Source organism: Gordonia sp. 135, from assembly GCF_009720185.1.
Classification (GTDB): Bacteria; Actinomycetota; Actinomycetes; order Mycobacteriales; family Mycobacteriaceae; genus Gordonia; species Gordonia alkanivorans.
Genome location: NZ_CP046257.1, coordinates 1,407,201 through 1,426,914, shown reverse-complemented (window position 1 = coordinate 1,426,914; position 19,714 = coordinate 1,407,201). Strand labels below are relative to the sequence as shown.

Below are 19,714 nucleotides of genomic sequence, written 5' to 3'. Positions count from 1 at the left end.
TGCCGCCTCGCTCGCGTCACCCCGAACGCTCGTACGCATGAACGCCTACGAGAGCCGTCCCTGGCTGGCCCACTACCCGTCCGGACTCTCCGAGCACCTCGACGTCGAGTTCGGATCCCCACTCGAGATGTTCGACGCCGCGATCGCCGCATCCCCCGACGCTCCGGCCGTCCACTACTTCGGCGCGACGCTGAGCTGGGCCGACCTCGACGCCGCATCCGACGCCCTCGCCCACGCATTGCAGGAACACGGCTTCGCGGTCGGCGACCTGCTGGGCATCGCCGTCCAGAACGAGCCCGCGATCGTGCTCGGGCTCCTCGCGGCCTGGAAGGTCGGCGGTGTCGCCGCCCTCATCAGCCCCATGTACAAGCGCGGCGAATTCCGCAGGGCCCTGGACGATTTCACTCCGGCCGCCCTCCTCGTGCTCGACGAGGTCCACGCGGAGGTCGCCGACGAGCTCGGGTCGATCGGACTCGTCGTCACGGCCTCGCCGCTCGACTTCGCCGGCAGCGACGATCTGCAGCGCGTGTTCGACGTGTCCCGGGTTTCCACGGCAGGCACCGTCGAACTCCTCGACCTGATCGGCACCGGCTCGCGTGCGGTCACCCGGCACGCACCCGCACCGGATGATGTCGCGGTGCTGGCGCCGACGTCGGGAACCACCGGTCCACCCAAGGGCGCCAAGCTGACGCACCGCAATCTGACGTTCAGCGCGCAGGCCTATCGCACCTGGACGGGCCTGCAATCCGGCGAGCCGATCCTGTGCATGTCGCCGATCTTCCACGTCACCGGCCTGGTGGGCTCGGTGATGCTGGCGCTGTCCCTGCGCTCGCCGCTCATCCTCACCCACCGATTCGACGCCGGCCTGGTCCTCGACGCGGTGCGCGCCTGGCGTCCGGCCTTCTCCGTCGCCTCGATCACCGCCTACATCGCGCTCGCCGACCACCCCGAAGCGACGCCCGAGGCGTTCGACTCACTCCGACTCCGCTACTCGGGCGGCGCACCGGTTCTCCCCGACGTCGCCGAACGGATCGAAGAACGCCTCGGCGGGATGATCCACAACGTGTACGGGCAGACCGAGTCCACCTCGCCGACCCACATGGTGCCGCCCGGTGTCCTCGCACCGGTCGATGCCGAAACCGGCGCTCTCTCAGTGGGTCTGCCGATCTTCGACACGATGGCGCGCGTCGTCGACGAGCGCGGCGAACCGGTACCGCCGGGGACGTTCGGCGAGATCGTCACGGCCGGACCGCAGATCGCCGCCGGCTACTGGGGTCAGGACGACGACGGCTCGGCGCTGCGCCACGGTGAGATGCGCACCGGCGACGTCGGTTTCATGGATGCCGACGGCTGGTTCTACGTCATCGACCGCAGCAACGACCTGATCAACGCGTCCGGGTACAAGATCTGGCCGTTCGAGATCGAGCAGGTGTTGCAGTCGCACCCGGCGGTGCTCGAGACGGCCGTGGTCGGCATCCCCGACGACTACCGCGGTGAGTCGACTCGCGCCTACGTCGCCCTGCAACCGGGTGCGGAGGTCACGCCGACCGAACTCATCGAGTACTGCCGCGAACGGATGGCGGCGTACAAGTACCCGCGCGAGGTCGAGATCGTCGGCGCACTCCCGCGCAGCGCGACCGGCAAGCTGTTGCGCCGCGAACTGCGCTGATCAGACCCGGCAGCCGAGCGCGGCCAGGGCCATCGCGGTGAGCAGACGCCGCAGCTGCGCCTCGTCGTAGGCGGGCAGCCGGGGCGAGGAGTTCAGCAGGCCGAACGTCGCGTGTACGCGGACGCGAGCCTCCGCCCGGTCGAGTGTGCGGCCCTCCTGCTCGTAGATGGCGATCACGACGTCGACCCAGCGTTCGACGTAGCGCCGCTGCAACAGCCGGACCCGGTGGTTGGCCTCCGGCGTCATCGACGACAGGTCGCGGTCCTGGACGACGATCAGATCGGGTTTCGTGACGAGCACGTCGATGTGAAAGCCGATGAGCGCCAGCAGGGTCTCCGACGGCGGACCGCCGCGGTCGACCACCTCGGCACCGCCGTCGTACAGCCGCTGGCTGATGTCGACGAGCATCTCGTCGAGCAGTTCGGTCTTCGACGAGAAGTGCCGGTACATGGCCGGCCCGCTCACCCCGACCGCGCGGCCGATGTCCTCGAGACGCACGCCGGCGAAGCCGCGTTCGGCCATCTGCCGCGCGGCCGCGGTCAGCAGCTCGGCGCGCCGGGCGGCCTTCGCCTGGGTGCGACGGGTCGGCGGGCGGGGAACGTCCCCCGTGTCGACCGGTGGGGTGTCACTGGTGGCGGACATGGTGATCCGCACTCTACTCACCAGCCGTCGATGTGGAGCACCGAGTCGAGGGGCTTACGCGGAGCCGGCTTGAAGTCGGTGCCGGTGTAGTAGGCCACCGGCAACAGGACACCCTGGTGGATGCCCGCGGGGATGCCGAGCAGCTCGGCGATCTCCTTCTCGTGGGCCAGGTGCAGCGTGGTCCAAGCGGATCCGAGGCCGCGGGCACGCAGCGCGAGCTGCAGACTCCAGGCGCCCGGCAGCAGCGAGCCCCAGACGCCGGCCTGGTTACCCTCGGGCAGGTCGCCGCCGGTGTATATCGCGCCGATGACCAGCACCGGGACCTGCCCCATCGTGTCGGCGAGGTACTGGGCGCTCGACGCGACCCGCTTGCCGGTCTCGTCGCGCGGCTGCTGGGCGGCGTAGTACTTCGAGAAGGACTGCGCGTAGTAGTCGGCGACCTTCTGTTTGAGTTCGGGGTCGGTGAGCACGATCCAGTGCCAGGTCTGGCTGTTGCTGCCGGTCGGCGCCTGCAGTGCGACCTCGAGCGCTTCCTTGACCACGTCGAGCGGGACCGGGCGGTCGTAGTCCAGACGTTTGCGCACCGAGCGCGTCGTCGAGAGCAGCTGGTCGGGATCGAGCGGCAGGAGTTCGGTCATGTCCCCCATCTTCCACACGTCGGGCGGTGGACACCACCAGCCGTGGTCAGATCAGGCTCGGACCGGGCGGTTTCGTCGGTTCAGGCGATGGCCGATCCGAGCGCGGCCCCGGCCAGGAGAACAGGTATCGAGATGATCGCTCCGGCACCACCCGCCACAAGTCCCGTTCCGGCCCGCCTTACCGATCGCACGCCCCGAACGGGTGCCGTGCTCAGTGCGAGCAGGACCAGCCCGGTCAACGGTGGCCCGACGACCAGCCACAGCGCATCCCTGGAGGCCAATCCGGTGAACGGCAACGACATCACGAGCATGCCGATCACGACTGCACCAAACGATTCCGGCCCGAACCAGTCCTCACGTCGATACCTCGTCGACAGGGTCGTCATCACAGTGTCACCAACGCGACGTACGCGACCACCACACTCGCGGCCAAGACACCCAGAGCTGCTCCCGCACACCGCGGTGTTCGGCGCCACCACAGGCCGACAGCGATCGTCAGGAGGACCACGCCTGCAATGCCTATCACCACTCCCAGCGACGACGACCACTCCGGATTCAGTCGGTCCGTGATCCCGGCCAGAATCATGAAGACGAAAATGGCGAATGCCACCGATACCGGTACGGCCACGGTGGCTGCCTGCCAGAATCGGGAATCCGCGAGTAGCGCACGGTGCTTCATCGGCCGCGACACTATCGCACCATGACAACGGTGGGGGGATTGTCCGGGTCTCCGAGGTTCGTCGGTCTGTTCCGTTCCCAGTTCGGGTCGTCGAAGTCGGCCTTGAAGGGATCCATCATCGCTCGGCCCCCGCCGACCTCGTGGTAGTCCGGCAGGTTGAACAACGGCCCCACTGCACTGCCGGAGTCGGCCGCGTCGATCAGCACGGGGCGGCTCTGTCCGGCCGAATTGTCCTGGTAGATCTCGACCGACGGATAATCGGTGATCTCACCACCGGCAATGATCCGAGCAGTGCCGGGGTTTCCGCTGGTCGGTTGCAGGACAAGCGAGCCGTTGACGGTGTGGCCGGTGACCGAAGCGCCGGGCGGCGCGAACGGATTCACCGCGTCGTACTGAACCATGACCGATCCATCGGGTCGCTGCTGTGCCTGGACCTCAGGCTCACCGACCCGTACCTGACCAGTGGAGTCGACCGAGGGATTCTGTCTCGTGACGATCAGGCCGTTCTCGTAGTCCACGTACATGACGACACGGGCATGCTCCGGGTCGAAGTTCGCAACCTCTGCCCGATCGTCCCCCAGGTCGTAATGCGGAGCATTGAACACCTCGGCCGCCGGTATGTACAGTGCCGCGCGTACAACACCTTGCCCGGGCACCGGTTCGATGCGCGCGACCTTGATTCCGGGTCCGACGCCTTGGTATTTCGGGTCGTAACTGTTCGGATTCAGCGCCTCGGCAGTCTTCCAGTCGACCGAGCCAGATGGTTCGCGCCCGAATATCTCCTCGAAGGCAGCCGCAGAGGCACGCATGCGCTCCGGATCTGCGCGCGGACTCTGTCGCTTGGAGTCCGCGATCACCGCGAGCGCAGACGTCAGTGCTTCCTCTGGCGCCATGGTCTCGAGAGTCTGGGTCGCCCCGGCGACCTCGGCACCCCAGGTGGCGTCGGCGCCGACGAGAGAGGACACCAATCCGCCGAGTCGGGCCAGCTGCAGTCCTGCTTCGGAACTCCAGTCCTCGACGCCGTCGACGACCCATGAATCAGACAGTGTGACAGGGGGAATCACGTAGTTCTGAATGATCGAACGAATCTCGGAAACGGGATGCGACATCGCCCCATGAGCGCCGGCCGCCGCCGCCGAGAGCGCGTCGTAGCCGGACGCCACCGCGCCGATCTGCTCTCGTTCTCGTTCGGCCCGGTCTTCAGCAGCTCGTCGCCCACCGCCTGTCCAGGCCAGATCATAGACCGTGTCTCGCATGGTCTTTGACGTCCCGACCATTGCATCGGCGATCGCCGCGGACCGGGTGGACAACTCTCGCAGAGAGTCGATGTTCCAACTCAGAACGTCACTTGGAGTGGTCACACTCACCCACCGCTAGTCGCGGAGTTGATGTCGGGCACACCCGCGATGCGAGCTGCGGCCTCCGCGTCCGAGTCGCTGTATGTGTCCGCAGACAGCGACAGGAGACTTGCGAACTGGTCATACCTCGCCTTGACCACCTGCTTGGCGCGTGTACTCGCCGTATTCGACTCACCGAGCGCAGACCCCACACTGCTCCCCACCAGTTGTGCCGCGACTTCGGCGGCGCCCAGGAAGGGAGCCGAATCGACATCTCCAGAAAGCTGAGCCAGCGTGCCCGACGCCACTCTCAGGCTGTCCGGATTCACTTCAACCGACAAGACAATCCCCTCCCCGCGCCCTGATTCGGAAGAATATACCGCTGGACGTATCGGCACTGTCGCAGCAGTCCACACCCGACCGAGGCTCCCTAGCCCAACACTCCGTGCTTGCGAAGGTGCTTCAGCAACCCGCGGGTCACCGGGAGTTCGGTCAGGTCTTCAGCCGTGAACCAACCGGCGTCCACGGCGTCGTCACCGGCGCACAGGGTGCCGGACACGATCCGCGCGGCGAAGTCATGGACCTCGAACACCACGTCGTCAGGGCCGGGGATGTCGACGGTCCACAGCAACTCCCCCACTTCGACGTGAAAGCCGGTTTCCTCCAGCATCTCCCGCGCGACTGCCGCCTCGATGGACTCGCCGGGTTCGACCTTTCCGCCCGGCACGGTCCACTTCCCGGCCTGCGGCGGGTTTCGCCGTTGGATGAGCAAGACGCGTCCCTCGCCGTCGGTCAGCACAGCACCGACCGCGACGATGCGCGTGGTCATCGGACGTCCGCCGCGGGCACCCGGGTGCGCGCCCGCGGATCCGGCGCCGGCGAACTTGCGAGATACCGGCCGATCGCCTCGCGGATCCGGTCCAGCGCGTCCGCATCGGAGTCCGCGTCGACGATCACGTCGACCATGCCCTGAACCGCGAGCCGGCCGGCGAGAATGCCCTGGCGCGTGGCCATCTCGCCGGCATGTTCGAGGTCGCGGTGGACGATGAGACTCGCCCCCTCCGGCGGTAGCGGCGACAACCACGCGTCCGCGCGGGCCACCCGCAGGTCGGCCGGGAACAGCGCCAACGCCGCACCGCCGGCACCCTGGCCGAGCATCACCGAGACGGTCGGTACCGGCACCGTGATCAATTCGACCGTGCAGCGGGCGATCTGGGCGGCGAGTCCGCCCTCCTCGGCGACCACCGACAGCTCCGCCCCCGGCGTGTCGATGACGGTGACCACGGGCAACCCGAGATCGCCTGCCGCGATGATCGCCCGGCGCGCCTCACGCAGATGCCGGGGACCGGGCAGCTCGCCGTTGTCCTGGGACACCCTGTCGTAGCCGACGACCATCGCCACGCGGCCGCCGAAGTCGCTGAGTGCGAAGCGAAGTGGCCCGGCGTCGGACAGCGCTGCCGAATCCCCTTGCGAGAGGAACTCGATCAACCCCGCCCGACCCGGTTCACGGGTCGCGAGGACGCTGGCCCAGGCGTGGTGCGCCGGCGTGCCCGAATCGTCGGGCGCGGTCTGCGGAGCCTGCGTCGGCGGCGCGCCACCGTGCAGGGTGAGCAGTCGCAACACCGCCGCGAGCCGCCCGGCCAGAGCGTCCGGTTCCACCACATCGTCGACGACCGTTGTGCGGAAGAGATTCTCGGCCGTCTGTACCCCGTCGGGAAACGGTTCGCCGTAGAGTCCTTCATAGACACGGGGCCCGAGGAACCCGACGAGCGCGCCGGGTTGCGCCCACGTGACGTGACCGAGCGACCCCCAGGAGGCGAACACCCCGCCGGTCGTGGGGTGCCGCAGATAGACGAGGTACGGCAGCCCGGCCGCCTTGTGCGCGGTGACGGCTCCGGTGATCGCGACCATCTGGAGGAACGCCGCGGTCCCCTCCTGCATGCGGGTGCCGCCCGACGCGGGCAACGCAATCAGCGGAATCCGTTCCCTTGTGGCCCGGCCGATCGCCTCGACGATGCGCGCGCCGGCATCACGGCCGATAGACCCGCCGAGAAAGCCGAACTCGCTGAGGACGATCGCCGCGCGGTGACCGCCGATCAGACCGGCGCCGGTGATCACCGATTCGTCGGAATCGCTACGCACCCGGGCGCGGGCCAGGTCGTCGGCGTAGGCACGGTCGTCGCCGTCAGAGGTGACCGCGGGGCGGACGATCGCGGTGTCCCACGACTCCCACGACCCGTCGTCGACGATCATCCCCCGCAGCTCCACGGCCGACAGCCGTGCCCGTTCACCCATGCCTCACACCGTATCCCGCTCGTGCACTGCCTCCCGGGAGATCAGCCTCCAGAGGAGAGAGCCGATGAACTCCGTCTGGCCCTGTTGAAGTCGGTCAGCGAGAGTAGATGACGCGGGTGCGCAGGACGACGTCGGCGACCGAGCGTCGTCGGCGATCGACCACCGCCCACGCCAGTCCGATCGCGAAGAGCGTGCAGATCAGCGCCCGCAGAACCGCGACCGCCGGCCGGATGCGCTCGCCCTTGCTGTTCACCACGCGGAGTCCCATCACCACCGAGCCGAGCGTGCGCCCCGACACCTCCCAGCACGTGGCCAGGTAGAGCACCGAGGTGACCACGAAACCCGTTGTGGTGAAAAACAGATTGACCTCGGGAAACCGGTACTCACTGACCGAGACCACGAATTTCATCAGCGCGAGTCCCGCGTAGCAGGCTCCCAGGATCGTCCAGACGACGAGCAGGTCGAGGAATGCCGCGATTCCGCGACTCACGATCCCGGCGTTCTTGTCCCGGTCCTGCACGGCATGCGCCCGATGGACCGCCGGGTGAGCAGGTTTGGGTTCAGCGGTCATTCGGTCGCCCCGTCCTGCCTGGTGGCCTCGACCGCCTCGGCACCACGGCGACGCAGGAAGCGGTTGACCGCGTTGGCGACCGCGTCGTCGGCACGTTCACTGGTGCTGCGCACGTCTGTCATCACGTCGGCGGTGACCGAGGTGCTGGCCTCGCGGATGATGTCGGGGAGGTCGACGCCGTCGATGATCTCCTCGGCCAGCTCGACGAGGTCGACACGGTCGAGGACCGCGTCGATGTCGAGTTTGGCGGCCACCGCGTCGAGGTCGACCTTCCCGATCACCTCGTCGAGGTCGACCAGGTCGATCGCCTTCATCAGATCCACCTGCGCGACAGCACGATCGAGGTCGACGGTTTCGATCACGGCGTTGAGGTCGATGACCGCGAGGACCTCGGCGATGAGCCGCTCGAGATCGACGTGGTTCAGCACGAGGTCGGTGAGATCCACCTCTTCGGTGAGCACCTCGACGACCTCGCGGATGACCGCACCGAGGATCGTTCGGGTCGTCGTGGCGACCCAGGCGCGGGTGTCGACGACGAACTCCTGCACGCCGGTACGCGCCGAGCCGACCACTCCGCCCACGACCGGTAGACGCTCGGCGACGTCGATGACGACACCCGCGAAATGCAGCGACTCCCTCGTCAATTGGGATAGCGCGCTGCGCCGCGCCTCGGGGTTCACCGACGAATTATCGCACGAGGGGATGAGCCCCGACCGTCGCAATCGTGTCACGTCGAGTGTCATGTAACGGCACCGGTTCAGGACCGATATGGTGCCCGAGGCCCGTCGAGACAAGTGCGCGTCATGATGGTGATCAGTCCTATGAGAGGTTTGCTCGACGATGCCCGAATCCGTACCCCCACGCGCGCACCCGGTGTCCCGATGGCTGCTCGCGGCCCCCGTCGCGGCGTTCACACTCGTCGTCGCCGGTTGCGGCATCAGCCAGCAGACCGCGGCGACGCCGCCGACGCCCGAGATCACCTCCGCCGTGGCGGCGCCGACCACCGACGCACCGCTGCCCACCCCCTCGCCCGTGATCACCGTGGCCTCGGCACCGGCTGCGGACGACGCACTGAGGACGCTCAACACCCTGGCCGTCAAGGGTCGCGCACCCAAGACCGGATACGACCGCGACCTGTTCGGCCAGGCCTGGTCCGATGACGTCACCGTCGACGGCGGGCACAACGGGTGCGACACCCGCAACGACATCCTGCGTCGCGACCTGACCGGCATCACCCTCAAGCCGGGGTCCAACGGCTGCGCCGTCCTGTCGGGCACGCTCGACGATCCCTACACCGGCACGACGATCCGGTTCGTCCGCGGTCAGGGGACGTCCTCGGCGGTCCAGATCGATCACGTCGTCGCACTCTCGGACGCGTGGCAGAAGGGCGCGCAGCAACTCTCCCCGCAGCAGCGCATCGACTTCGCCAACGACCCGCGCAACCTGCAGGCCGTCGATGGTCCGACGAACCAGAAGAAGGGTGCCGGCGACGCCGCGACCTGGCTGCCGCCGAACAGGGGCTACCGGTGCACCTACGTGTCCCGTCAGGTCGAGGTGAAGGCGGCCTACCGGCTCTGGATGACCCAGGCGGAGAAGGACGCGATCATCCGTGTCCTGTCCTCGTGCGGCGCCACGGCACCGACGACCACCGAGCGCACCGCGACGCGCACCTCAACGGCGACCCCGGTCCCCGAGACGACCTACACGCCCCCACGGCTCTACGCCCCGCCGGCCGAGACGACGCCGCCGGTGGACGCGCCGTCCTCGGCGTACTACGCCAACTGCTCGGCGGCCCGTGCGGCCGGAGCGGCCCCGCTGTACGCGGGTCAGCCCGGTTACCGCGCCAAGCTCGACCGTGACGGCGACGGGGTCGCCTGCGAGTAATCCCGCTCAGAACGACGAACGCACGAAAAAACCCGAGCGGATGATCCCGCTCGGGTTTTTCGGTGTCGAGACGACTTACAGGGCCTCGAAGAGCTCCCGTGCCAGCGAGGCGGTCTCGGACGGCGTCTTGCCGACCTTGACGCCTGCGGCCTCGAGGGCCTCCTTCTTGGCCTGCGCGGTGCCGGAGCTACCGGACACGATCGCACCGGCGTGACCCATGGTCTTGCCCTCCGGCGCGGTGAAGCCCGCGACGTAGCCGACGACCGGCTTGGAGACGTTGGCCTTGATGTAGTCGGCGGCACGCTCCTCGGCGTCGCCACCGATCTCACCGATCATCACGATCAGCTTGGTCTCGGGGTCCTTCTCGAACGCCTCGATGGCGTCGATGTGGGTGGTGCCGATGACCGGGTCGCCGCCGATGCCGATGGCGGTCGAGAAGCCGAGGTCGCGCAGCTCGTACATCATCTGGTAGGTCAGGGTGCCCGACTTGGAGACCAGACCGATCGGGCCCTTGCCGGTGATGTTGTTCGGCGTGATGCCGACCAGAGCCTCACCCGGGGTGATGATGCCGGGGCAGTTCGGACCGATGATGCGGGTCTTGGCGCCCTTCTCCACGTTGTAGGCCCACGCGTAGGCGCTGTCCTGCACCGGGATGCCCTCGGTGATGACGACCAGCAGCGGGATCTCCGCGTCGATCGCCTCGATGATGGCGTCCTTGGAGAACTTCGGCGGCACGAAGGCGATCGAGGTGTCGGCCCCGGTCTCCTTGATGGCCTCTTCGACGGAGGCGAACACCGGCAGTTCGATGTTGTTGCCGTCGGCGTCGACGTGCGAGACCGTGGTGCCGGCCTTGCGGGCGTTGACGCCACCGACGACGTTGGTGCCGGCCTTGAGCATCAGGGCGGTGTGCTTGGTGCCCTCACCACCGGTGATGCCCTGGACGATGACCTTGTTGTCTTTGTTCAGAAAGATCGACATTTTCCGTGGCTCCCTTACTTGCTCGCCAGCTCGGCGGCCTTGTCGGCGCCCGAGTCCATGGTTTCGGCGAGCGTGACCAGCGGGTGGTTCGCATCGGCCAGGATCTTGCGACCTTCGTCGACCTTGTTGCCGTCGAGGCGGACGACGAGCGGCTTGTTGGCCTCCGACCCCAGCTTCTCGAGCGCACCGACGATGCCGTTGGCGACCGCGTCACAGGCGGTGATGCCACCGAAGACGTTGACGAAGACGCTCTTGACCTGCTCGTCGTTGAGGATGACGTCCAGGCCGGCGGCCATGACCTCGGCCGAGGCACCGCCACCGATGTCGAGGAAGTTGGCCGGCTTCACGCCGTTGTGCTTCTCACCGGCGTAGGCGACGACGTCGAGGGTCGACATGACCAGACCCGCGCCGTTGCCGATGATGCCGACCTCACCGTCGAGCTTGACGTAGTTGAGGTCGTTCTCCTTGGCCTTGAGCTCCAGGGGATCGGTGGCGTCACGATCCTCGAACTCCTCGTGGCCGGGCTGACGGAAGTCGGCGTTGGCGTCGAGGGTGACCTTGCCGTCGAGGGCCAGGATCTGATCGTCCGGGGTGCGGACGAGGGGGTTCACCTCGACGAGGAGCGCGTCTTCCTTCACGAAGACCTCCCACAGCTTCGCGATGGTGACCGCGGCTGCGTCGAGGACCTCGGCGGGCAGGTGGCCCTGCTCGGCGATCGAGCGGGCGGTCTCGAGGTCGACGCCCTTGACGGCGTCGACGGAGACCTTGGCGAGCCGCTCGGGCTTGGTCGCGGCGACCTCTTCGATCTCCATGCCGCCCTCGACCGAGCACATGGCCAGGTAGGTGCGGTTGGCGCGATCGAGGAGGAAGGAGATGTAGTACTCCTCCGCGATGTCGCTGGCCTCGGCGACCAGCAATTTCTTCACGACGTGGCCCTTGATGTCGAGGCCAAGGATGTTGGAGGCGTGGGACTGCGCGTCGCCCGGGGTCGCGGCGTACTTCACGCCGCCTGCCTTGCCACGTCCGCCGGTCTTGACCTGCGCCTTGATCATCACAGGCCTGCCGATTTCCTCGGCAATCGCCCGCGCGTCGGCGGCATCATCGGTCACCCGACCGGGTGTGGTGGGAACCCCGTGCTTGGCGAACAGTTCCTTCGCCTGGTATTCGAAGAGATCCATTCAGCTCACCATCTCGTAGATTTGCCCGCCTAAGGGTGTAACGCGGGCCATATCGGACTTTAAACCCGTGCTTTATCGCCCCTTCGCGCGCACCCTGCCCATGTGCGACAGATCACTCGCTCGGTACGAACCTACTCCCGAGTACGTCTCGATACCTCTCACCTGGCAGATTCGCCGGACGCCGGACCCGGCCGGACACGCCCGCGGCCCGGGGTGTTGAATCGATCGCGGCGACAAACCCGGGGAAGCCACGCATCCAGGTCGGCAAACCCAAGATTCGACGGTTTGACGAAGTTGGAAATATCTTGTGACTCAGCTCACAAATTTCCGATTAGCGGCTTTCTACGGTTGGACTTGCCGCAATCATTTCGTTACCGTCGGCTCTCAGAGTTGGTCACAGAAGGATTACGGACATTACGTCGGATCCGCGGTAGCGAAGAGATGAGGTGGACGATTTGGCGGGACCCGGAGTCTCACGCGGATCGAGCCGCGTCCGATCGGGCGGGTTGGTCGACGACCTCACAGCAGAGGAGATGACCACCATCATCCCCTTCGTCGACGACGACACGGACTACGACCTCAGCGATTACGACTTCGGCTACGAAGCCCCCCGCTCGTCTGCTTCCACCACCCGGACACCGTCCGAAGAGACCACCTGGACCCCCTCGTCCTGGAAGGGCTACTACCGCCCGACCCACTCGGAGATCACCCAGGACATCCTGATCCCCGAGCACGAGTTCGATCAGTACGAACACGACGAGCCGTTCGACGTCGAGGGCGCCGAGCTCGACATTCTCGTCGACGACGAGAACGAGTCCGACTCCGACCTCCGTCCGTTCCGCACCAATCCGGCCGGCCAGCGCGTCCGTCGCCGCGGCAAGCACCGCATCGCGGCCCCGCCGAACGCCCTCAAGGGTGGGCGCGCCGCCCTGATCGCCATGGCGGCCGGCGCAGCCGTTGCCGCGGTCTCCCAGGTGGGTGCCACCGACGACCCGTCGACCACCACCGCCACCACCAACGCCGCAGCTGTCAACGACGCCACGGCCCCCGTCGACCTCGGCCCGGGAGTGGCCACCGCGTCGCCGGTCACCGACCAGATGAACGTCTTCACCGACCAGCTCGGCGTCGGCGCCAAGATGGCCGCCGACGAGGCGCAGCGCGAGGCCCTGGCCCGTCGCCCACTCTTCACCTCGCCGATCCCGCTCGGCAAGTACGACTTCACCTCCGCCTTCGCGATGCGCTGGGGCACCATGCACGGCGGCATCGACATGGCCGCCCCGCTCGGTACCCCGATCCACGCGGCGACCGACGGCGTCGTCATCAAGGCCGAACCGGCCTCCGGTTACGGCCACTGGGTTCAGATCCGCGCCGACGACGGCACGGTGACCATGTACGGCCACATGTCCTCGTCGGGCGTCCTCGTCAGCGCGGGACAGAAGGTCACCGCCGGCGACGTCATCGCACTCGTGGGCAACGAGGGCTTCTCGTTCGGCCCGCACCTCCACTTCGAGGTGTGGAAGGACGGCAACACCAAGATCGATCCGGTGCCGTGGCTCGCCGCCAAGGGCGTCAAGCTCTCCGGCTACACCGGCTAGATCCTCTCTCCGCCATCTGAGGCGTGCGACGCGCTCACGCCCGCCCCGTCGCTCCCTGAAATCACTGCCGGCACGATCACATTGCGATCTGTCCCGGATCAGACCATCCCGGCATGCGGGACCAAACGCAACGTGATCGTGCTGCTCAGAGCTTTTCTCCCGGGATGCCACCTGCGGTCAGCAAGGTGACGCGTCCGGCACTGCCGCCGTAGTCGATGGTGACGCGTTCGGTGGCGCCACTGCCCTCCTTGGCCACGACCTTGCCCATGCCGTACTTGGGATGGTTGTGCCGGTCGCCGATGTCGAGGTGGACCTGCTTGTTGCGTCCGCGGGCCGGGTCGGAGGAGTACGACGACCGGCCGCGACCGAACGACGAACCGCCGCCACTGCCCGAGAACGAGTCGTCGCGACCGAACACGCCGCCCGACGATCCGCCGAAGCCACGTACCGAACGACGCGGCTCGGTGCGCCGCCAGTCGATCAGGTGCTGCGGGATCTCCGGCAGGAAGCGGGATTCCGGATTCGACACCGGCTGCCCCCATGATGCACGGGTCACCGATCGGGTCAGGTACAGACGCTGCTTGGCGCGGGTGATGCCCACGTAGGCGAGGCGGCGTTCCTCACTCAGTTCGTTCGGGTCACCGAGTGCACGCATGTGCGGGAAATGCCCGTCCTCCCAGCCTGTCACGAACACGACCGGGAACTCCAGGCCCTTCGCGGTGTGCAGCGTCATCATCGTGACGACGTCGTCACCCTCGTCGGGCACCTGGTCGGCATCGGCGACCAGCGAGACCCGCTCGAGAAATGCTGCAAGAGAACCGGGTTCGGGTTCACCCTCGCGGTCCACCTCGATGGACGGATCATCGTCCGCCTCCAGATCGACCTGGGCGGCATCGGCGCTGAACTCCCGTGCGACGGCGACGAGTTCGTTGATGTTGTCGAGCCGGGCGCCGTCCTGGGGATCGTTCGACGCCTCCAGCTCGGACCGGTAACCGGTGCGTTCGACGATCGCGTCGACGAGTTCACCGATGTCGGCGGACTCCTCGGTGGCGTCGAGGAAGGCGGTGTCGGCGTCGTCGGTGTCGGATTCGCCGAAGTGCGTGAGGAAGTCGGCGCGCAGGCCCTCGATGAGTTCGACGAAGCCGCCGATCTGCTTGACCGCGCGTGTGTTCAGTAGCGCGACCTTGCCCTCGGCGGCGTCGACGAGCGACTCGTAGAAGCTGCGGCCGGTGTTCTCCGAATGCACGGCGACACAGGCCTCGGCGCGATCGCCGATTCCGCGTCGGGGGGTGTTGAGGATGCGCCGCAGGCTCACCGAGTCGTCGGGGTTGGCGACCACCCGCAGGTAGGCGACCACGTCCCGGACCTCTTTGCGCTCATAGAACTTGGTGCCGCCGACCACCTTGTAGGGGATGCCGTGGCGGACGAACACCTCCTCGATCGCACGGGAGCCGGTGTTGGTGCGGTAGAAGACCGCGATGTCGGAGTACTTGTAGCTCGATGACCCGCCGATCGAGTAGTCGGTGAGTTCCTCGATCTCCTTGGCGATGAACGTCGACTCCTCACGATCGGAGTCGGCGACATAGCCGACGATGAGCTCGCCGTCGCCGGAGTCGGTCCAGAGCTTCTTCTCGCGACGGCCGGTGTTGCGCGCGATGACCGCGTTGGCAGCCGACAGGATCGTCTGCGTCGAGCGGTAGTTCTGTTCGAGCAGAACTGTTTCGGCGTTCGTGAAGTCACGCTCGAACTCTTCGATGTTGCGGATGGTGGCGCCGCGGAAGGCGTAGATCGACTGATCGGCGTCACCGACGACGCACAGTTCGGAGGGTTCGAGGCCGCTCGCGGTGGTCTGCTCCCCCACCAGTTCGCGGATGAGGACGTACTGGGCGTGGTTGGTGTCCTGGTACTCGTCGACGAGGACGTGCCGGAAGCGGCGCCGATAGTACTCGGCGACCTGCGGGTGACGGTGCAGCAACGCGACGGTCTCGCCGATCAGGTCGTCGAAGTCGAAGGCGTTGGCCGCCCGCAGCCGGCGCTGGTACTCGGCGAAGATCTTCGCGATCGTCGCCGCGGTGAAGTCGTCCTCGTTTACCGAGGCCGCGGCCGCGTCGGGCGAGATCAGCTCGTTCTTGAAGTTCGAGATGGCCACCGAGACGCCGCGCGGACTGAACTTCTTCGGGTCCAGGTCGAGGTCGCGGATGATCATGCCCAACAACCGCTTCGAGTCGTCGGCGTCGTAGATGGAGAAGTTGGAGTTCATCCCCTCCAGCAGGCCCGACTGCGCCCGCAGGATGCGGACGCACGTCGAGTGGAAGGTCGAGACCCACATGTAGGCGGCCCGCGGCCCGACCAGGTCGATGACGCGCTCGCGCATCTCGGCGGCGGCCTTGTTGGTGAAGGTGATGGCCAGGATCTGCCCGGGCGTCACGTCGCGGGCCGCCAGCAGGTAGGCGATGCGGCGAGTCAGGACCGAGGTCTTGCCCGAACCCGCGCCGGCGACGATCAGCAGCGGCGCGCCCGCGTGGAGGACCGCGGCGCGCTGCTGCGGGTTGAGGCCCTCGAGCAGGCGGGCGACACGGTCGTCGGCGGCAGTCGTCCCCGAAGACGAGGAAGACGTGCGACCGGCGAGGAGAGGGGCAGAAGAAGAGCTGTTCATCGGTAGTCCAGGCTACCCGCCCGCCCCGACACCGCCCCGTCGGCCTTGGGCCGGATGCCCGTCGTCCGATCGCTCGACCACCCCGTGCGTTGGGACCCGAGATGCCTGGTCCCGCGGCTACGATGACCCGGTATCACTGGCTCGGGGCGCCCGTCGATGCGGTTGGCGTGCCTCGGCGACCGAAAGAGGCGAACATGAAGAGACCGTCGATTGCCCCCGCCGCCATCACCCTCGGTGTCGGAGCGCTGGCTCTCGTGCTCGCCCTGATCCTGTCGTTCGTGCCGTTCAGCAGCGCGGGCACGGTCGAACCGACCGCCGCGTTCCGCGCGCAGAAGAGCCTCGACGAGGTGCTCTTCAAGATGGCGACGAGCCCCGCGGCCAAGTACACCGGCAAGGTCGCCTACAAGTACGACGACGCCCGCGGCGAAGGCACGGTCGAGTTCAGCGATCTGATCGTGACGACATCCAACACCGCCGAGGGCACGGTGTCGCTGGGTTCCGAGCAGGGCGAATACCGCCAGATCAGCAACAACCCGTACATCAGCGCGCCCACCTCGCTGTGGAACGAGCTGCTCGTCGCCGACGAGAAGCTGAACCTCGACATGGCACCGCTGGACAACAAGTGGGCGTCGACGCGGTTCACCAGTCTGCCCCGCTTCGGGACCATCCTCGGCCCGGACAACCTGGCCGGCGACATCGGCAACGTCGAGTTCGGTTCCGAACCGCAGCTCGGCGTCGAACTGCCGGCCCCGAACAAGGGCACGCCCGACGCCCGCCGCTGGCCGACGAGCGATCCGCCCATCGAGTTCGTCGGTGACAACAAGGTGAAGGTCGGCAGCTGGGAGGTCACCTTCGACCCCGAGTCCAAGAACGTCACCAACGTCAAGGGGCAGTCCAAGCAGGGATCGGCGACCTACGACATCGACACCTCGGTGAGCCTGCAGCCGGCCGACCAGGCGCAGAAGGTGTTCGCCAATCAGCGCGCACTCGTCGGCGATCTGCTGTCGGCGCCGGCACCGGGCCTGTGGGCCAAGCAGCCGGTCGTCACCCCGCGCCTCGTCGGCGAGTGCACCACCGCGGCCTGCGCCTACGACTTCTCCGTCTCCGGTATCCCGTGGGCCGACGACGTCACCGGCCATTTCAACTACGGCATGACCCTGAACTTCGCGGTCGGCGGTCGTCCCGCGGGCGCGCTGGGCGGCGAGTGCAAGCCGGTCGTGCGCGTCGACTTCGGCCGCACCGCCACCACGAGGTGTACGGCGACCAACCTGCCGGCGAACTCGTCGATCGGACCGCGTTCGGCCTATACGTACCTGGCCTTCCTGGACACCACCGAGGCCGATCTCAACAAGCTGATCGACGACAACGAGAAGCAGACCAACACCGAGGTCGTCTACGTCCGCACCGGCAACAAGAGCCCCGACCAGGCCCGCTACGGCGCCGGGATCACCGGCCTCCCCAGCTACTACGCGGTCAAGCGCGGCGAGTATCTCTTCGACGGCATCGGCACCGACGGCAACCTGCACATCACCTTCGGTCCGGGTTACAAAGAGCACATCAGCGGCGGCAGTTTCGACCCGAGTTGGGAGGGCACCGAGGTGCTCAAGAAGCAGATCGGTGAGCAGGTCGAGGCCGCCGGGGACGTGCAGGTCGTCTACTTCGTCAACGAGCCGGAGGCGGCGTCGGCGCTGCGTGCACTGATCGCATCCGAGGGGCAGACCGACAACGTCAGCGCCTACTTCTACGAGTAGGTCAACCGCCGACGAAGCGCGCCTCGACCGCCTCGCCGACCCGGCCGGCGCCGGTGTGGAGTCGTAGGCCTGCGGTCACCGGGCGTATCGAGATCGCGTCGCCGCCGCCGTCGAGGCGGACGTAGATGGAGCCGAGGCCCAAACGGACCGTTACGCGCATGGCCTGTCCACCGTCGAGCTTCATCTCGACCTCGCCGTCGCGGGTGGCGCAGTAGCTCAGTGCGACGGTCCACGGCCACGGGAACAACGGGCCGTCGAGTGCCAGGCGCGTCGGCCCCGAGACCTCCGGCCGGGCACAGTTGCCGAGTCCCGCACCGACGAGCCGTCGCTGGGTCACCCCGCCGGGCATTGCGTTGCCCGCGGTGTCGAGGACGAGGAGCCGGTCGGTGCTGGTACCGAACTCCGGTCGCGGATCGACGCGACCGAAGATGCGGCTGATCTGATTGTCCGGGTAGACGACCGGTTGCAGGATCTCCAGCGGGACCGACTGATCCAGCAGCGTCGCTTCGGCGTTGTCGTGCAGGGTCGCGACCGCCGTCTTCAGGTAGTCGCCGGTGGGATTGTCGCGCCACGACGCGGAGAACGACACGAGCGAGACCACCGCCGACACCATCGCGAGCGCAGCGACAACCGGCACGAGCAGCACGGCGGGCGACTTCTCCTCGGCAGAGTGGCGGCGTTCCGGGGCGGGCGCGGTCGTCGACCGGGCGCCGGCCAGCAGCGCGATCGCGATGGCGAAGACGAGCGCGGTGTCGGGGAGGTACCGCATGTGCTGCGCGAGGGCGACCGCGGTCTCCGGGCTCGAGCGGTTCCACATCACCGGGATCTGGGCGGCCACCGCGTACAGCGCGGCGAACGCGATGATCGGTACCGCCCCACGCCTGCGGCTGACCGCCCACCACGTGACCGCCGCCAACACCAGCCAGCCGGCGACGATCATCCACGTTGCGGGGAAACCGGTGGGCGGGCCCGGCGTCCACCGGTCCCACTCCCACGGGCCGCCGACCAGCGACGGCACGATCGCGTGGTTCACCGACCGCCACACCAGTCGCGCGCTCTGGCCGACCGAATGGTTGCCCGCAAAGGGATCGGCGGTGACGAAGTACACGACGACCCAGAGCGCGGTCACCACGGCGAGCGACGACCACAGCTCGCGGCCGGCGCGCAGGGTCGCGGTCAGCGCGGTCCGTCCCGCACCGCTCGCGAGCACCGCGGCGACAAAGGCGATCGGGAGGATGAACAACGACTTCTCGAAGAAGGCCAGGGCGACAACGAAGACCACCGTCGAGCGGATCCACACCGCCCGGCGTCGCTCCGGGTCGATGTCTCCCCGCGCGAGTCCCACGGCGTCGGCGACGATCCACGCCAGTGCCGCCTGCATCGGTAACGTGTTGAGGCCCGACGCCCACCAGGCGAAGGCGGGCACCGTCATCGGGCTGAACAGATAGAACGCCAGCGCCACCAGCGCCCCGGCGCGGGCCGCGGGTGCGATGACGCGGATCATCCGCCACACCGCGACCGACGCGATCGCCTGCAGGACGATCAGCGTCAGCGCTGGGAGCGCCCAGTTGACCGGCGCCAGCCAGGTGGCCACCCCGGCCAGCAGGAAGGCCGCCGGCATGAAATGGCCGTCGTGGCTGTGCCCCAGGTACTCCCAGGACAGGATGGGATTCGACGAGGCCCGGGCGATCAGCACCAGATCGTCCCAGTAGAAGTTGCCGGTCGCGACGAGCCACCCCCGGATGATCAGCTGTCCGGCGATCAGGGCCACCGCGATCATCGACATCATGCGCGCGTTGAGCATGCGCTCCAGTGTCCATGTCGTGGGCACCGGCGGGCCG

General features: G+C 67.6%; 17 protein-coding genes. 4 read left to right on the top strand and 13 right to left on the bottom strand.

Annotated features, from left to right (window positions below):
* The first annotated feature begins 37 nt into the window (after window positions 1–37).
* Window positions 38–1,669, top strand: coding sequence for a class I adenylate-forming enzyme family protein (locus tag GKZ92_RS06550; protein ID WP_155225119.1), 1,632 nt, complete (start codon window positions 38–40; stop codon window positions 1,667–1,669).
* Here GKZ92_RS06550 and GKZ92_RS06545 read toward each other — a convergent pair whose 3' ends face one another.
* From GKZ92_RS06545 to GKZ92_RS06500, 9 genes are all read right to left on the bottom strand, one after another.
* On the bottom strand, window positions 1,670–2,311 hold the full coding sequence (locus tag GKZ92_RS06545) for a TetR/AcrR family transcriptional regulator (protein WP_040004255.1): 642 nt from the start codon (window positions 2,309–2,311) through the stop codon (window positions 1,670–1,672).
* A 17-nt stretch (window positions 2,312–2,328) separates the two neighbouring features.
* A complete protein-coding gene (locus GKZ92_RS06540; protein ID WP_040004254.1) occupies window positions 2,329–2,949 on the bottom strand; it encodes a nitroreductase family protein in 621 nt (206 codons plus the stop codon).
* Window positions 2,950–3,029: 80 nt separating this feature from the next.
* Window positions 3,030–3,335: a hypothetical protein gene (locus tag GKZ92_RS06535; RefSeq protein ID WP_006359770.1), complete on the bottom strand. Its 306-nt coding sequence runs from the start codon at window positions 3,333–3,335 to the stop codon at window positions 3,030–3,032.
* Window positions 3,335–3,628, bottom strand: coding sequence for a hypothetical protein (locus GKZ92_RS06530; RefSeq protein WP_006359769.1), 294 nt, complete (start codon window positions 3,626–3,628; stop codon window positions 3,335–3,337). Before GKZ92_RS06530 ends, GKZ92_RS06535 begins: the two co-directional genes overlap by 1 nt.
* An 11-nt stretch (window positions 3,629–3,639) precedes the next feature.
* Window positions 3,640–4,989 (bottom strand): hypothetical protein, encoded by a 1,350-nt coding sequence (locus GKZ92_RS06525; protein ID WP_230461915.1) that lies wholly within the window; start codon window positions 4,987–4,989, stop codon window positions 3,640–3,642.
* Between the two features lie 406 nt (window positions 4,990–5,395).
* A complete protein-coding gene (locus GKZ92_RS06515) occupies window positions 5,396–5,794 on the bottom strand; it encodes an NUDIX hydrolase (RefSeq protein WP_006359766.1) in 399 nt (132 codons plus the stop codon).
* Window positions 5,791–7,260 carry a carboxyl transferase domain-containing protein gene (locus tag GKZ92_RS06510; protein ID WP_042376629.1) on the bottom strand — a complete coding sequence of 490 codons (1,470 nt, stop codon included), beginning with the start codon at window positions 7,258–7,260 and terminating at the stop codon, window positions 5,791–5,793. Before GKZ92_RS06510 ends, GKZ92_RS06515 begins: the two co-directional genes overlap by 4 nt.
* A 94-nt stretch (window positions 7,261–7,354) precedes the next feature.
* Window positions 7,355–7,831 (bottom strand): RDD family protein, encoded by a 477-nt coding sequence (locus GKZ92_RS06505; protein ID WP_006359764.1) that lies wholly within the window; start codon window positions 7,829–7,831, stop codon window positions 7,355–7,357.
* Entirely contained in the window at window positions 7,828–8,511 is a 684-nt protein-coding gene (locus GKZ92_RS06500) for a hypothetical protein (RefSeq protein ID WP_230461914.1), read from the bottom strand. The genes GKZ92_RS06505 and GKZ92_RS06500 overlap by 4 nt, the downstream gene beginning before the upstream one ends.
* Before the next feature lie 160 nt (window positions 8,512–8,671).
* Between GKZ92_RS06500 and GKZ92_RS06495 the strand changes: the two genes are divergently transcribed.
* Complete coding sequence (locus GKZ92_RS06495) at window positions 8,672–9,715, top strand: GmrSD restriction endonuclease domain-containing protein (protein ID WP_042376627.1); 1,044 nt, start codon at window positions 8,672–8,674, stop codon at window positions 9,713–9,715.
* A gap of 75 nt (window positions 9,716–9,790) precedes the next feature.
* On the opposite strand, the gene sucD is transcribed toward GKZ92_RS06495, so the two are convergent.
* Window positions 9,791–10,693, bottom strand: a complete 903-nt coding sequence (sucD, locus tag GKZ92_RS06490) for a succinate--CoA ligase subunit alpha (RefSeq protein WP_127963556.1) — start codon at window positions 10,691–10,693, stop codon at window positions 9,791–9,793.
* 14 nt (window positions 10,694–10,707) lie between these two features.
* Entirely contained in the window at window positions 10,708–11,871 is a 1,164-nt protein-coding gene (sucC, locus tag GKZ92_RS06485; protein WP_155225118.1) for an ADP-forming succinate--CoA ligase subunit beta, read from the bottom strand.
* Window positions 11,872–12,317: 446 nt separating this feature from the next.
* On the opposite strand from sucC, the gene GKZ92_RS06480 reads away from it, so the two are divergent.
* A complete protein-coding gene (locus GKZ92_RS06480) occupies window positions 12,318–13,466 on the top strand; it encodes a M23 family metallopeptidase (RefSeq protein ID WP_035754802.1) in 1,149 nt (382 codons plus the stop codon).
* A 145-nt stretch (window positions 13,467–13,611) separates the two neighbouring features.
* Here GKZ92_RS06480 and GKZ92_RS06475 read toward each other — a convergent pair whose 3' ends face one another.
* Entirely contained in the window at window positions 13,612–16,122 is a 2,511-nt protein-coding gene (locus tag GKZ92_RS06475; RefSeq protein ID WP_155225117.1) for a UvrD-helicase domain-containing protein, read from the bottom strand.
* A gap of 194 nt (window positions 16,123–16,316) precedes the next feature.
* On the opposite strand from GKZ92_RS06475, the gene GKZ92_RS06470 reads away from it, so the two are divergent.
* The gene (locus tag GKZ92_RS06470; protein WP_035754804.1) at window positions 16,317–17,873 is read left to right on the top strand and encodes a hypothetical protein; all 1,557 of its coding nucleotides are present in this window, start codon (window positions 16,317–16,319) and stop codon (window positions 17,871–17,873) included.
* Window position 17,874: 1 nt separating this feature from the next.
* Here GKZ92_RS06470 and GKZ92_RS06465 read toward each other — a convergent pair whose 3' ends face one another.
* The gene (locus GKZ92_RS06465; RefSeq protein WP_006359756.1) at window positions 17,875–19,677 is read right to left on the bottom strand and encodes a hypothetical protein; all 1,803 of its coding nucleotides are present in this window, start codon (window positions 19,675–19,677) and stop codon (window positions 17,875–17,877) included.
* Between the last annotated feature and the right edge of the window lie 37 nt (window positions 19,678–19,714).